Source organism: Pseudomonas sp. RA_35y_Pfl2_P32 (assembly GCF_963970735.1).
Lineage (GTDB): Bacteria > Pseudomonadota > Gammaproteobacteria > Pseudomonadales > Pseudomonadaceae > Aquipseudomonas.
This window is the reverse complement of record NZ_CAXAQF010000004.1, coordinates 259,741-272,203: the sequence shown is the minus strand read 5'-3', so window position 1 is coordinate 272,203 and position 12,463 is coordinate 259,741. Positions and strand designations below refer to the sequence as shown.

The window sequence follows — 12,463 nt, the reverse complement described above, 5'->3', positions numbered from 1 at the left end:
AAGAGAACAAGCCACGCTCGCTGTTCTATTATCAGCGTGCGGCATCGTTAGGTAGTTTTACGGGGTTAAGCAATTTAAAAGGAGCATTCGAAGCTATACCTCGACCAATACACAACTTTGGATATAAACCAGACCAAGCGCTTCATGCGTTTTATTCCGATCTATGGAAACAGCTTCGAGCCAACAGAAGTCTACGCTTCCCCAATCTCATGAAAGACCACCCGTTACCCGCTCACCCTATACAAGGTTTTGACGCCGAGCATCCGGATCGCAGGCCGGAGATATGAGCGATCTCACCAAACTGGAAAGTCGTAGGTACCTGCCTGGACAATTCATTAAGGCAACGTTTTTATGTGCCGTCGGCCTGCTGGGAATACTCAATGGCACTCCGGCCCTGGCCGATCCCACCACCTTTACCTGTACCTACGAACAAGACGACAACCCAGCGCGGGATGCGGAGGGTGAACCCTGCCTCCAGCAGACGCGGGCTTTGGAGGCGCAGCGCTCAGTTGATGATCGTGAGATTCCTCTCAAGGCTGGCCAGCAGGCCATCATCGAGGCCGGCGCAGAGCACAGGGTGAACCTGAGTGCGGTGCTCAGCCCGTTACCGGGGCTGCCGGGGTACACCGATGAGCCGTACACCCTGTTTGCCGATGGCGTGGAGATCCAGGAGGATCTGGCTGACGCCGATGGCGTGATTCGGTTCGAACACGTTCCAGGCACTCAGGCCTATACGGTAGAACTGGTGAACGGTCATAGCTTCGAGATCATGGTCGAGGTCGAACCCAAAGCAGACAACTGATGCCAAGGCTCGACCCACACGCCAATGACCGCATGGGCTAAACGGCGCGTCATGCGGGTGTAGCGATCCGGCCAACCGGCGGCTTTCATGGGGGGGGGGCAGTCGCGGCAGTCAGCCCGCCTGAGCAAACGCAGCCAGCCATTGGCTGTGCTATTGCGTGCTCAGTGCATTGGCCAGTCGCAGCATGGCGACTTCGATTTCATGGGCGGTCAAGGACGAATACCCCAGTAGCCAACCTTGTTTCTTTTCCTCGCCGGCGTACAGCCGACTGAGGCCAGGCAGTTGCACGCCCACGCTGGCGGCTTGGCGGATGGTTTTTTCCTCCGACCAGCCATCGGCCAGCAGGCAGGGAATCTGCAGCCCACCTGGGGGGCATATAGCCGTGGCAATACCGCCCAGGTGCTTGCCGATGGCATTGAGCAGGATTGCACGGCGTCCGGCGTAGAGTTTGCGCATGGCCCGGACATGGGCGTTGTAATGGCCGTCTTCCATGAAGCGCGCCAGGGTCAACTGCAGGATTTGTGGCGTGTGGCCGTCCATGATGCTGCGTGCGTAAGTGAAGGCTTTGACCAGCTCGAACGGCAGCACCATGTAGCCCATGCGCAACCCCGGATAGAGCGTTTTGCTGAAGGTGCCGAGGTAGATCGTGCGCTGGTAGGGGTCCAGGCCCTGTACACACGCGGTCGGCAGCCCTTCGTAGTGGAACTCGCTGTCGTAGTCGTCCTCGATGATCCACTTACCACGCTCGGCCGCCCAATTGATCAGCTCGAGTCGGCGTTCCAGCGGCAACGTCGCGCCGGTGGGGTATTGATGCGAAGGCGTGACATAGACGCAATTGGCGCCGCTGTGGTCTGCCTGCAGCAGGTCTGTGCGTATGCCCAGGGCATCGACGTCAATGGGCACGACCTTGGTCTCGGCCGTTTCAAAGGCCTTCCTGGCGCCGTAGTAGCCCGGGTTTTCCAGCAGGATCGGTTTGCCGGCGTCCACGAGCAACTGGGCACACAGAAACAGGGCCTGGCGAGTACTGCTCAACACCAGGATCTGGTCCGGGGAGCATTTGGCCCCGCGCTCAAGGTTCAGGTAGGTGGCGATGGCCTTGCGCAGAGGCTCGACGCCTTGCGGGTCGCCGTGCAACAGGACATGGCCCCGGTAGTCCTTCATGACCTTGCGTTGCAGGCGTTCCCAGACATCGGTGGGGAAGGTGCGGGTTTCCGGCAGGCCTGTGGCAAAGGCCTTGATTACCTGTTGATCAGACACGCCGCCACTGTCGAAAATCATCCGGCCGCGCCGGCTCAAGCCCGGTCCTGGCGCCGCCTCGCTGCGTTGGGTGTCTTGCAGTTTCCTGCGCCGGCGCGCAACCCCGCGCAATTCGGTGCCAACCGTCTCGGATACATAGCTGCCGGAGCCCTCGCGGCGGACGATGAAGCCATCACGGTGCAATTGCACGTAGGCGTTTTCGACCGTGTCGCGGGCAACGCCGAGCGTCTTGGCCAGGACCCGGGTGGCCGGTAGCTTCAAGCCAGCGTCAAGGGCGCCGTCGAGGATCAGTGCGCGCAGGGCACGCTGAATCCGCTGGTGCAGATCCAACTGCTGAAACTCGGCGTCGTTGAGTCGCATCTTCAGCGTTTCAAGTTCGAAGGTTTTCGCCATGCGGTCTGCCCTGATTGAATAAATTGGCCTGCAAAGGCAGGCCATTCTATCCGTAGACTCTGTCCATCGCCATGGCTTGTGTGCCTGGCGACCTCTCGTTTGGTGGGCAACTTTGAGCAGGGCTGGATCAAGTATGACAAGGTCACACAACTTCAGCGCAGGGCCGACCGCGCTGCCACTTGAAGTGCTTCAGCAAGCGCACGAAGAGTTTTTCGACTTCGCGGGTACTGGCATGTCGGTGATGGAGATCAGCCATCGCTCAGAGGTGTTCATGGAACTTGCCCATCAGGCCGAACAAGACCTGCGGGCGATTCTGCAGGTGCCCAACCAGTACGCAGTGCTGTTCGTACAGGGCGGGGCCTCGCTGCAGTTCGCCCAGGTGCCGATGAACCTGTTGGGTGACAACGGGACTGCGGACTATCTGCACACCGGGCTCTGGTCGGGCAAGGCCATCCTGGCTGCCCAGCGCTACTGCGACGTTCGTATCGCTGCCAGCAGCAAGGCTTCTGGCTTTGATCGCATCCCCGGCGTGACGGACTGGAACCTCAACCCGAACGCCGCCTACGTGCACTACACAGAGAACGAAACGGTACACGGCGTGCAATTTACCGGCGCGCCAGGCGTGTCGGTTCCGCTGGTCTGCGACGCCTGCTCAAGCCTGCTCTCCAAGCCCATAGATGTAGCCAAGCACGGCCTCATCTATGCCGCCGCGCAAAAGAACATGGGGGCGGCGGGTCTGACCATCGTGATCATTGACGCTGCGCTACTCGATGCCGCGCTGGAAGTCACCCCCGACATTCTCAATTACGCGCACATTGCCAACGCGGGGTCGATGCTCAATACGCCGGCAACGTTCCCCTGGTACCTCACCGGTTTGACCCTCAAGTGGATTCAACGCTGCGGTGGTGTCGAAAAGATCCACCAGGCCAACCAGGCCAAGGCCAAGTTGCTGTATCGCACCATAGACGACAGCGGCGGGTTCTATCGCAACCGTGTGCAAGCGCCGTATCGCTCGATCAACAACGTGCCGTTCGTGCTCGCCGATACTGCGGTTGAAAAAGAGTTTTTGCGCCTGGCCGATCAGTCCGGCTTCAAAGGCCTCGGGGGCCATGCCTCGGTGGGGGGCGTCAGGGCCAGCCTCTACAACGCGGTCACGCTGCTGGCGGTCGAGGCATTGACCGATTTCATGAAGGACTTCGCCCGCGTGCATGGCTAGGCAAGCACCGTCGCAGGCCTGGGAAATGGTCTGGTTTCATGCGCAAAAGTGCAGGGTCAAAACGGGCCATTTCAGCGCCATGAATCACCTTCCAGTCGAGGCCAGGCACCTCGCGAATTGCTGCCAAGCCTGTTACCTGTCAAGGAGCTGCCAACTGATGCAAACCCGTATTGAAGAGGTCGCCGCAGTCGAAACCCTGCACGCGTGCCACGGCCGCTACCCGCAGGCCAATAGTGTTGAGGACTTTCGGCGCAATCTGGCGGCAGTGCAGCGGCGCATCACCAGCACGTGCCAGCGTGCCGGTCGTGATCCGGCGAGTGTACGCCTGCTGCCGGTGAGCAAAACCTTTGACGAAGCACACCTGCGCTTGGCCTACGCCGCAGGGTGCCGGCTGCTGGGCGAAAACAAGGTGCAGGAAGCACAGCGTAAATGGGCAGCCATGGCTGATCTGAGCGACCTGCAATGGTCGGTCATCGGCCATCTGCAAACCAATAAGGTCAAACAGGTGGCGCGTTTTGCTTGCGAGTTCCAGGCGCTGGACAGCCTGCGCGTGGCCGAGGCACTGGACCGTCGCCTGCAAATCGAAGGTCGGCAGTTGGATGTGTTCGTCCAGGTCAATACCTCCGGTGAAGTCAGTAAGTACGGCCTGATGCCCGAAGAGGTGGCCGCCTTTTTACGTGCGCTGCCTGCGTTCTCTGCGCTACGGGTGCGAGGTCTGATGACGCTGGCGCTGTTCTCTGCCGATGTCGCCCGTGTCCGTCCGTGTTTCGTGCTGCTGCGCGAACTGCGCGAGCGCCTGCGCCAGGACGCACCGGTCGGTGTGGGGCTGGAGGAGCTGTCCATGGGCATGTCCGGTGATTTCGACATCGCTATCGAAGAGGGGGCGACTGTGGTGCGGGTCGGTCAGGCCATCTTCGGTGCGCGTGCCATGCCGGACGCCTATTACTGGCCTACGGCGGATACCGACCCCGCTATTGCCGCTGTGATCGCCGAGCCGGCGGGCTGACAGCTCATTTTCTCAATCCACTGGAGCCTATCAATATGTACGACTCATCCCTGAGCCTCGCAGCGTTCGACGCCGAGCTATGTGAGGCGATTCAGAACGAAGAACACCGCCAGGAAGACCACGTCGAGCTGATCGCTTCCGAAAACTACGCCAGCCCATTGGTCATGTCGATTCAGAACTCGGTGTTCACCAACAAGTACGCCGAAGGTTACCCGGGCAAGCGCTACTACAGCGGCTGCGAGTATGTCGATGTGGCTGAGCGCCTGGCCATCGAGCGGGTCAAGACGTTGTTCGATTGCGATTACGCCAACGTCCAGCCGCATGCCGGTGCCCAGGCCAACGCTGCCGTGTTCCTGGCACTGGTCAGTCCTGGCGATACCGTGATGGGCATGAACCTGGCCCAGGGGGGACACCTGACCCACGGCAACCCCTCCAATTTTTCCGGTCGCCACTACCGGATCGTTCCCTACGGTCTGGACCCGCAGACGGGGTTGATCAACTACGACGAGATGGAGCGCATCGCCCTGCAAACCCGGCCGAAGATGCTGATCGGTGGTTTTTCCGCCTATTCTCGGTACAAGGACTGGGCGCGTATGCGGGCCATTGCTGACAAGGTCGGGGCGATTTTCTGGGTCGACATGGCCCACGTCGCGGGTCTGGTGGCCGCTGGCGAGTATCCGAACCCGTTGCCGCACGCCCATGTGGTAACCAGTACCACCCACAAGACCCTGCGCGGCCCACGGGGCGGTTTGATTCTGTCCAAGGGGCAGGACGATACGTTTTACAAGAAGCTCGACTCGGCGGTATTCCCGGGTGTTCAGGGCGGTCCGCTGATGCACTTGATCGCAGCCAAGGCGGTTGCCTTCAAGGAAGCGCTGGCGCCCGGGTTCAAAACCTATCAGAAGCAGATCGTGATCAATGCCCGGGCCATGGCTGCGGTGCTGCAGCAACGTGGTTACAAGATCGTCTCCGGGGGGACTGACAACCATATGATGCTGATTGACCTGTCCGACAAGCCTTACACCGGCAAGGACGCCGATGCCGCCCTGAGTAATGCCTACATCACGGCCAACAAAAACTCGGTGCCCAACGATCCGCGTTCGCCGTTCGTGACCTCAGGCCTGCGCATCGGCACTGCGGCCGTGACCACTCGCGGGTTCGCCGTGCCGGAGTGCGAGCAACTGGCAGGCTGGCTGTGTGACGTGCTGGATGCACTGGAGTCGGGCGGCAGCGAGCGGGTTGCCCATCATGTGCGCGAACAGGTGGTGGCGCTGTGCCGTCGTCACCCTGTTTATCGGTGAGCCTCATGTCGAGCGGCGCGTGGTATGTGCAGCAGGAAAGGGCGGTCCGATTCGCCGGCCCCACGTTATCCCGCCACGAGTACTGAGGGTTGGCAAGGATCGGGGCGCCTGCGACCAAGGCGCCCGGAATCCAGCGCAATGCCACAACGAAAAAACCCGCCAGAAGGCGGGTTTTTTCGGTGATTCCAGAGATTGTGTTAACCCTCTCTGGAACCTTGTCTGGCTCCACGACCTGGACTCGAACCAGGGACCCAGTGATTAACAGTCACTTGCTCTACCAACTGAGCTATCGCGGAATGCGCCGTATGTTACTGATTAAAAAGAACAAGTCAACAGAAAGTTGAACGTGCGGCGGTTTTTCCGGTGAGTGGTGTCGATTTGTTGCGGGGCGGGCAGTCGGCGGCCATTGCCGGTTACCAGAAGTGCAGTAGAGGTCTACCATGCGTTCCCGGGCGTGGTTTCACGCGCTGCCGGCCATCAGCCCACAAGGTAGGCGTCATGACTCAACAACCGCTGTTCTCTCAACTCCTGGCGTACGGGGTGCTTGCATGAGTATTGCCCAGATCAGCCTGCCCAAAGGCGTGGGTGCGCCCGCCGAAAAACTGTTCGAGGCGATTACCCAGGCAGGCACCGCTGAGGAGCTCAACCGTGCCGGCGGCAAGGCCGAGGGGTTTGTGCTGGGGCTGGAAAGCGCCAAGGCGATCAAGAGCCAGGTGGCCGAAGCCTTGTATGTGGCCTATGACGATGCCGCCAGCCAGCGTTCGACCCAACTGGCTGGCTGAGCCGTCAGCCGCCGAAGGTGACGGTGCCCAGCATGAACTTGGCATACAGCGACGTGGCGGCCAGTTGCACCAGCCACAGGGCCAGGCCGCCGAGGAACACCCCGCTTGCCACTTGCAGCACCAGGCTGTTGCCGCGCCTGGCGGTGGGGCGAGGGGCGAAGTGATCCAGGTCGTCATCGCGGTCGGCGCGTAAATTGTCGTTTTTCATCTCGGCTCTCAAAGGTGTCGGAGTTTTGCTGTGTCTGTGGCAGAGCGCTTCGCAAGCAGGCGGAGCGCCGCCCGGCTAGCTCTAGAGTGTGGGGCCTTGGCGTTGAGTATTATCCGCTCGGTAACAAAAAGGGGAAGCCAAGCGGCTTCCCCTTTTTTATCCAACGTGGGTTCAGATCACCTGAACGATGGCCTGGGTCACGGCGGCGATGTTGTTCTGGTTCAGCGCGGCCACGCAGATGCGGCCGGTGTCCAGGGCGTAGATGCCAAACTCGTTGCGCAGGCGGGTCACTTGCTCAACCGTCAGGCCGGAGTAGGAGAACATCCCGCACTGGCGGCCGACAAAGCTGAAGTCGTGATCCGGGGCGTGCTGGGCCAGCAGGTCGACCATCTGGGTACGCATGCCACGAATGCGCAGGCGCATTTCGGCCAGTTCCTGCTCCCACTGGGCGCGCAGTTCCGGGCTGTTGAGCACGGCGGCAACCACGGCCGCGCCATGGGTCGGCGGGTTGGAGTAGTTGGTGCGGATCACGCGCTTGACTTGCGACAGCACGCGCGCGCTTTCTTCTTTCGATTCGCTGACGATCGACAGTGCGCCGACGCGCTCGCCGTACAGCGAGAACGATTTGGAGAACGAACTGGACACGAAGAAGTTCAGCCCCGACTCGGCGAACAGGCGCACCGCAGCGGCGTCTTCGTCGATACCGTCGCCAAAGCCCTGGTAGGCCATGTCGAGGAACGGCACGTGGTTTTTCGCCTTGACCACTTCCAGGACGTTTTTCCAGTCCGCCGGGCTCAGGTCGACGCCGGTCGGGTTATGGCAGCAGGCGTGCAGCACCACGATCGAATTGGCAGGCAGGGCGTTGAGGTCTTCCAGCAGGCCGACGCGGTTCACGTCATGGGTGGCGGCGTCGTAGTAGCGGTAGTTCTGCACCGGGAAACCGGCGGTTTCGAACAGCGCGCGGTGGTTTTCCCAGCTCGGGTCGCTGATGGCGACTACGGCGTCCGGCAGCAGTTGCTTGAGGAAGTCGGCACCGATTTTCAGTGCGCCGGTACCGCCCACGGACTGGGTGGTGACCACGCGGCCAGCGGCCAGCAGCGACGAATCAGCGCCAAACAGCAGCTTTTGCACGGCCTGGTCGTAGGCCGCGATGCCGTCGATCGGCAGGTAGCCGCGGGAAGCGTGTTGAGCGGCGCGAGTTGTCTCGGCTTCGACTACGGCGCGCAGGAGTGGAATTCGCCCCTCCTCGTTGCAGTAAACACCGACCCCCAGGTTGACCTTGTTGGTTCGGGTGTCAGCGTTGAATGCTTCGTTGAGGCCCAGGATTGGATCACGTGGTGCCATTTCGACAGCGGAGAACAGGCTCATTATTGCGGCGGCTCTGAATGGAATGTGGAGGGACGTGTGGCGCTCCAGCCGAATGCACTAGAGCGGTGCACAAACGGGGAGCTAGTATAGAGGCCATCACTGGGCAGGGCGACAGGCGTTTGGCCTTTTCCGGCAAGTTTTTCGGTTTATTTACCAACCGTTAGTCTTATTGTCATGACGGTCTATTACGGGGCATGTAGGACGATTACCTTGAAACTGCAGGTATTCGCCACCACATCAACGGTTATCATGATTTTTCCCAGCGACATCCGTCGTCAGTGCTGTTCACTGTGGCTGCCCGGGCCTCCCGCTCAGGCAGGCACTTGCGCCGCGCAAAACCAGAGGTAGGTATGTCCGAATTCCAGCTAGTCACCCGCTTCGAGCCTGCCGGCGATCAGCCGGAAGCCATCCGCCTGATGGTCGAGGGCATCGAGGCCGGGCTCGCGCACCAGACGCTGCTCGGTGTGACAGGCTCCGGCAAGACCTTCAGCATCGCCAACGTGATCACCCAGGTGCAGCGTCCGACCCTGGTGCTGGCGCCGAACAAGACCCTGGCCGCGCAGCTGTATGGCGAATTCAAGGCGTTTTTCCCCAATAACGCCGTCGAGTACTTCGTTTCCTACTACGACTACTACCAGCCGGAAGCCTATGTGCCGTCGTCCGATACCTTCATTGAGAAGGACGCTTCGATCAACGACCACATCGAACAGATGCGCCTCTCGGCGACCAAGGCGTTGCTCGAGCGCAAGGACGCGATCATCGTCACCACGGTGTCGTGCATCTACGGCCTGGGCAGCCCGGAAACCTACCTGAAAATGGTCTTGCATATCGATCGTGGCGATAAGCTCGATCAGCGTGCCCTGGTCCGCCGCCTGGCCGACCTGCAATACACCCGCAACGACATGGACTTCGCCCGTGCCACCTTCCGCGTGCGCGGCGACGTGATCGATGTCTACCCGGCGGAATCGGACCTGGAAGCGATCCGCATCGAGCTGTTCGATGACGAGGTCGAAAGCCTCTCGGCCTTCGATCCGCTGACCGGGGAGGTGATCCGCAAGCTGCCGCGCTTCACCTTCTACCCCAAGAGCCACTACGTGACGCCCCGCGAAACCCTGCTTGGCGCCATCGAGGGGATCAAGGTCGAGTTGCAGGAGCGCCTCGACTACCTGCGTTCCAACAACAAACTGGTGGAAGCCCAGCGCCTGGAGCAGCGCACCCGGTTTGACCTGGAAATGATTCTCGAGCTGGGCTACTGCAACGGCATCGAAAACTACTCGCGCTACCTGTCCGGTCGGGATTCTGGCCAGGCGCCGCCGACCCTGTTCGACTACTTGCCGGCCGATGCCTTGCTGGTGATCGACGAATCCCACGTCAGCGTGCCCCAGGTCGGCGCGATGTATAAGGGCGACCGTTCGCGCAAGGAGACCCTGGTGGAATACGGGTTCCGCCTGCCGTCGGCGCTGGATAACCGGCCGATGCGCTTCGACGAGTTCGAAAGCATCAGCCCGCAGACGATTTTTGTCTCGGCCACCCCGGGCAACTACGAGGCCGAACACGCCGGACGCGTGGTCGAGCAACTGGTGCGTCCAACCGGTCTGGTAGACCCGCAGATCGAAATCCGTCCGGCGCTGACCCAGGTCGACGACTTGCTGTCGGAGATCACCAAGCGGGTGGCGCTGGAGGAGCGGGTGCTGGTCACCACGCTGACCAAGCGCATGTCCGAAGACCTGACCGACTACCTGGCGGACCACGGTGTGCGCGTGCGTTACCTGCACTCGGACATCGACACCGTGGAGCGGGTGGAGATCATCCGTGACTTGCGCCTGGGCACGTTTGACGTGCTGGTGGGGATCAACCTGTTGCGTGAAGGCCTGGACATGCCGGAAGTGTCGCTGGTGGCGATTCTCGACGCCGACAAGGAGGGCTTCCTGCGTTCCGAGCGCTCGCTGATCCAGACCATCGGCCGCGCCGCGCGTAACCTCAATGGCCGGGCGATTCTGTATGCCGACCGCATCACCGGCTCGATGGAGCGGGCGATCGGTGAGACCGAGCGTCGTCGCGACAAGCAGATCGCCTTCAACCTGGCCAACGGCATCACCCCCAAAGGGGTGTTCAAGGACGTCGCCGACATCATGGAAGGCGCTACCGTGCCGGGTTCGCGCAGCAAGAAGCGCAAGGGCATGGCCAAGGCAGCCGAGGAAAGCGCCAAGTACGAAAACGAACTGCGCTCGCCAAGCGAGATCACCAAGCGCATTCGCCAGTTGGAAGAGAAGATGTACCAGCTTGCCCGCGACCTGGAATTCGAGGCCGCGGCCCAGACCCGCGACGAAATCGCCAAGATGCGCGAGCGGTTGTTGGCGGTTTGATCCTGGGTGCCTGGTAGGACCTCATCTGAAGGACCCTGTGGGAGCGGGCTTGCCCGCGATGACGTCCGCCAGTGCGCCACACATGTTGACTAGTGCGCCTCTGCAGCCTTGAGCCCCGCCGTTAGCGCCTTTTGTGGCCTCAATCTTGGCTTATATGCCCTGCTCACTGGAGCCGGGCGGGTGTCGCCTGTTACCATTCGCCCTTTGTTTCAACTCCGCTTTTCATCATCTTTCGAGACATGCCATGACCACCGTCCGCACTCGCATCGCGCCATCGCCTACCGGCGATCCCCATGTCGGCACCGCTTACATCGCTTTGTTCAATTACTGCTTTGCCAAGCAGCATGGCGGTGAGTTCATCCTGCGCATCGAAGACACCGACCAGTTGCGCTCGACCCGCGAGTCCGAACAGCAGATTTTTGATGCCTTGCGCTGGCTGGGCATCGACTGGGCTGAAGGCCCGGATGTCGGCGGTCCGCACGGCCCGTACCGGCAGAGCGAGCGTGGCGAGATCTACCAGAAGTACTGCCAGCAGCTCGTGGAGATGGGGCACGCGTTCCCGTGCTTCTGCACCGCCGAGGAACTGGACCAGATGCGCGCCGAGCAAATGGCCCGCGGCGAGACCCCGCGTTATGACGGTCGTGCCCTGTTGCTGTCCAAGGAAGAAGTGGCCCGCCGCCTGGCCGCTGGCGAACCCCACGTGATCCGCATGAAGGTGCCGACCGAAGGCGTCTGCGTGGTGCCGGACATGCTGCGTGGCGACGTCGAGATCCCGTGGGATCGCATGGACATGCAAGTGCTGATGAAGACCGACGGCTTGCCGACCTACTTCCTGGCCAACGTGGTCGATGACCACCTGATGGGCATCACCCACGTCCTGCGTGGTGAAGAGTGGTTGCCGTCAGCGCCGAAACTGATCCTGCTGTACGAATACTTCGGTTGGGAACAGCCGGAGCTGTGCTACATGCCGCTGTTGCGCAACCCGGACAAGAGCAAGCTGTCCAAGCGCAAGAACCCGACCTCGGTGACCTTCTACGAGCGCATGGGCTTCATGCCGGAAGCCATGCTCAACTACCTGGGGCGCATGGGCTGGTCGATGCCGGACGAGCGTGAGAAGTTCTCCCTGCAGGAGATGGTCGACCACTTCGACCTCAAGCGCGTGTCCCTGGGCGGGCCGATCTTCGACATTGAGAAGCTGTCCTGGCTCAACGGCCAGTGGCTGCGTGACCTGCCGGTGGAAGAATTCGCCAGCCGCCTGCAGACCTGGGCGCTGAACCCTGAGTACATGATGAAGATCGCCCCCCACGTGCAGGGCCGGGTGGAAACCTTCAGCCAGGTGGCACCGCTCGCCGGGTTCTTCTTCGCCGGCGGCGTCAACCCGGATGCCAAGCTGTTCGAATCCAAGAAGCTGTCGGGCGACCAGGTGCGCCAGTTGATGCAGTTGATCCTGTGGAAGCTCGAAAGCCTGCGCCAGTGGGAGAAGGACAACATCACCGCGACGATTCAGGTGGTGGTCGAATCCCTGGAGCTGAAGCTGCGTGATGCCATGCCGTTGATGTTCGCCGCGATTACTGGCCAGGCCAGCTCGGTGTCGGTGCTCGATGCCATGGAAATCCTCGGTCCGGACCTGACCCGTTTCCGCCTGCGCCAGGCCATCGACCTGCTCGGTGGCGTGTCGAAGAAAGAAAACAAGGAGTGGGAAAAGCTGCTGGCCGCGATTGCCTGATTCCCTGCAGCAGCTTCTACCAGGCCTTTGGCCTGTGC

At 61.3% G+C, this 12,463-nt stretch carries 10 protein-coding genes, 1 tRNA gene and 1 pseudogene; 8 read left to right on the top strand and 4 right to left on the bottom strand.

Annotation, left to right across the window (positions count from 1 at the left end; all coding sequences use genetic code 11):
• A pseudogene (locus tag AACY45_RS06220) lies at positions 1–287 on the top strand (tetratricopeptide repeat protein); the annotation flags it as partial.
• Positions 284–802: a hypothetical protein gene (locus AACY45_RS06215; protein ID WP_339544631.1), complete on the top strand. Its 519-nt coding sequence runs from the start codon at positions 284–286 to the stop codon at positions 800–802. The pseudogene AACY45_RS06220 and the gene AACY45_RS06215, both read left to right, overlap by 4 nt.
• A 150-nt stretch (positions 803–952) precedes the next feature.
• Here the strand turns inward: AACY45_RS06215 and pdxR are convergent, their stop codons facing one another.
• Positions 953–2,452 carry a MocR-like pyridoxine biosynthesis transcription factor PdxR gene (gene pdxR / locus AACY45_RS06210; RefSeq protein ID WP_339544630.1) on the bottom strand — a complete coding sequence of 500 codons (1,500 nt, stop codon included), beginning with the start codon at positions 2,450–2,452 and terminating at the stop codon, positions 953–955.
• Positions 2,453–2,585: 133 nt separating this feature from the next.
• Between pdxR and serC the strand changes: the two genes are divergently transcribed.
• The 3 genes from serC to glyA all read left to right on the top strand — a co-directional run bounded on the left by serC (position 2,586) and on the right by glyA (position 5,975).
• Positions 2,586–3,668, top strand: a complete 1,083-nt coding sequence (serC, locus tag AACY45_RS06205; RefSeq protein WP_339544629.1) for a 3-phosphoserine/phosphohydroxythreonine transaminase — start codon at positions 2,586–2,588, stop codon at positions 3,666–3,668.
• A 157-nt stretch (positions 3,669–3,825) separates the two neighbouring features.
• Complete coding sequence (locus tag AACY45_RS06200; protein ID WP_339544628.1) at positions 3,826–4,674, top strand: YggS family pyridoxal phosphate-dependent enzyme; 849 nt, start codon at positions 3,826–3,828, stop codon at positions 4,672–4,674.
• 35 nt (positions 4,675–4,709) lie between these two features.
• The gene (glyA, locus tag AACY45_RS06195) at positions 4,710–5,975 is read left to right on the top strand and encodes a serine hydroxymethyltransferase (RefSeq protein ID WP_339544627.1); all 1,266 of its coding nucleotides are present in this window, start codon (positions 4,710–4,712) and stop codon (positions 5,973–5,975) included.
• A 220-nt stretch (positions 5,976–6,195) separates the two neighbouring features.
• Here glyA and AACY45_RS06190 read toward each other — a convergent pair.
• Positions 6,196–6,271 (bottom strand) — tRNA-Asn (locus AACY45_RS06190).
• 252 nt (positions 6,272–6,523) lie between these two features.
• Between AACY45_RS06190 and AACY45_RS06185 the strand changes: the two genes are divergently transcribed.
• Positions 6,524–6,757 carry a hypothetical protein gene (locus AACY45_RS06185; RefSeq protein ID WP_339544626.1) on the top strand — a complete coding sequence of 78 codons (234 nt, stop codon included), beginning with the start codon at positions 6,524–6,526 and terminating at the stop codon, positions 6,755–6,757.
• A 4-nt stretch (positions 6,758–6,761) separates the two neighbouring features.
• On the opposite strand, the gene AACY45_RS06180 is transcribed toward AACY45_RS06185, so the two are convergent.
• Together AACY45_RS06180 and AACY45_RS06175 are read right to left on the bottom strand one after the other, a co-directional pair.
• Complete coding sequence (locus AACY45_RS06180; RefSeq protein ID WP_339544625.1) at positions 6,762–6,965, bottom strand: hypothetical protein; 204 nt, start codon at positions 6,963–6,965, stop codon at positions 6,762–6,764.
• 171 nt (positions 6,966–7,136) lie between these two features.
• A complete protein-coding gene (locus tag AACY45_RS06175; RefSeq protein WP_339544624.1) occupies positions 7,137–8,333 on the bottom strand; it encodes an amino acid aminotransferase in 1,197 nt (398 codons plus the stop codon).
• Positions 8,334–8,683: 350 nt separating this feature from the next.
• Between AACY45_RS06175 and uvrB the strand changes: the two genes are divergently transcribed.
• Complete coding sequence (gene uvrB / locus AACY45_RS06170) at positions 8,684–10,699, top strand: excinuclease ABC subunit UvrB (RefSeq protein ID WP_339544623.1); 2,016 nt, start codon at positions 8,684–8,686, stop codon at positions 10,697–10,699.
• 244 nt (positions 10,700–10,943) lie between these two features.
• Positions 10,944–12,425: a glutamate--tRNA ligase gene (gltX, locus tag AACY45_RS06165; protein ID WP_339544622.1), complete on the top strand. Its 1,482-nt coding sequence runs from the start codon at positions 10,944–10,946 to the stop codon at positions 12,423–12,425.
• Positions 12,426–12,463: the final 38 nt, after the last annotated feature.

Excerpts from the sequence above, each read along its gene's own strand:
- AACY45_RS06215 (WP_339544631.1), top strand. The coding sequence starts at position 284 with ATGAGCGATCTCACCAAACTGGAAAGTCGTAGGTACCTGCCTGGACAA.
- pdxR (WP_339544630.1), bottom strand. The coding sequence starts at position 2,452 with ATGGCGAAAACCTTCGAACTTGAAACGCTGAAGATGCGACTCAACGAC.
- serC (WP_339544629.1), top strand. The coding sequence starts at position 2,586 with ATGACAAGGTCACACAACTTCAGCGCAGGGCCGACCGCGCTGCCACTT.
- AACY45_RS06200 (WP_339544628.1), top strand. The coding sequence starts at position 3,826 with ATGCAAACCCGTATTGAAGAGGTCGCCGCAGTCGAAACCCTGCACGCG.
- glyA (WP_339544627.1), top strand. The coding sequence starts at position 4,710 with ATGTACGACTCATCCCTGAGCCTCGCAGCGTTCGACGCCGAGCTATGT.
- AACY45_RS06185 (WP_339544626.1), top strand. The coding sequence starts at position 6,524 with ATGAGTATTGCCCAGATCAGCCTGCCCAAAGGCGTGGGTGCGCCCGCC.
- AACY45_RS06180 (WP_339544625.1), bottom strand. The coding sequence starts at position 6,965 with ATGAAAAACGACAATTTACGCGCCGACCGCGATGACGACCTGGATCAC.
- AACY45_RS06175 (WP_339544624.1), bottom strand. The coding sequence starts at position 8,333 with ATGAGCCTGTTCTCCGCTGTCGAAATGGCACCACGTGATCCAATCCTG.
- uvrB (WP_339544623.1), top strand. The coding sequence starts at position 8,684 with ATGTCCGAATTCCAGCTAGTCACCCGCTTCGAGCCTGCCGGCGATCAG.
- gltX (WP_339544622.1), top strand. The coding sequence starts at position 10,944 with ATGACCACCGTCCGCACTCGCATCGCGCCATCGCCTACCGGCGATCCC.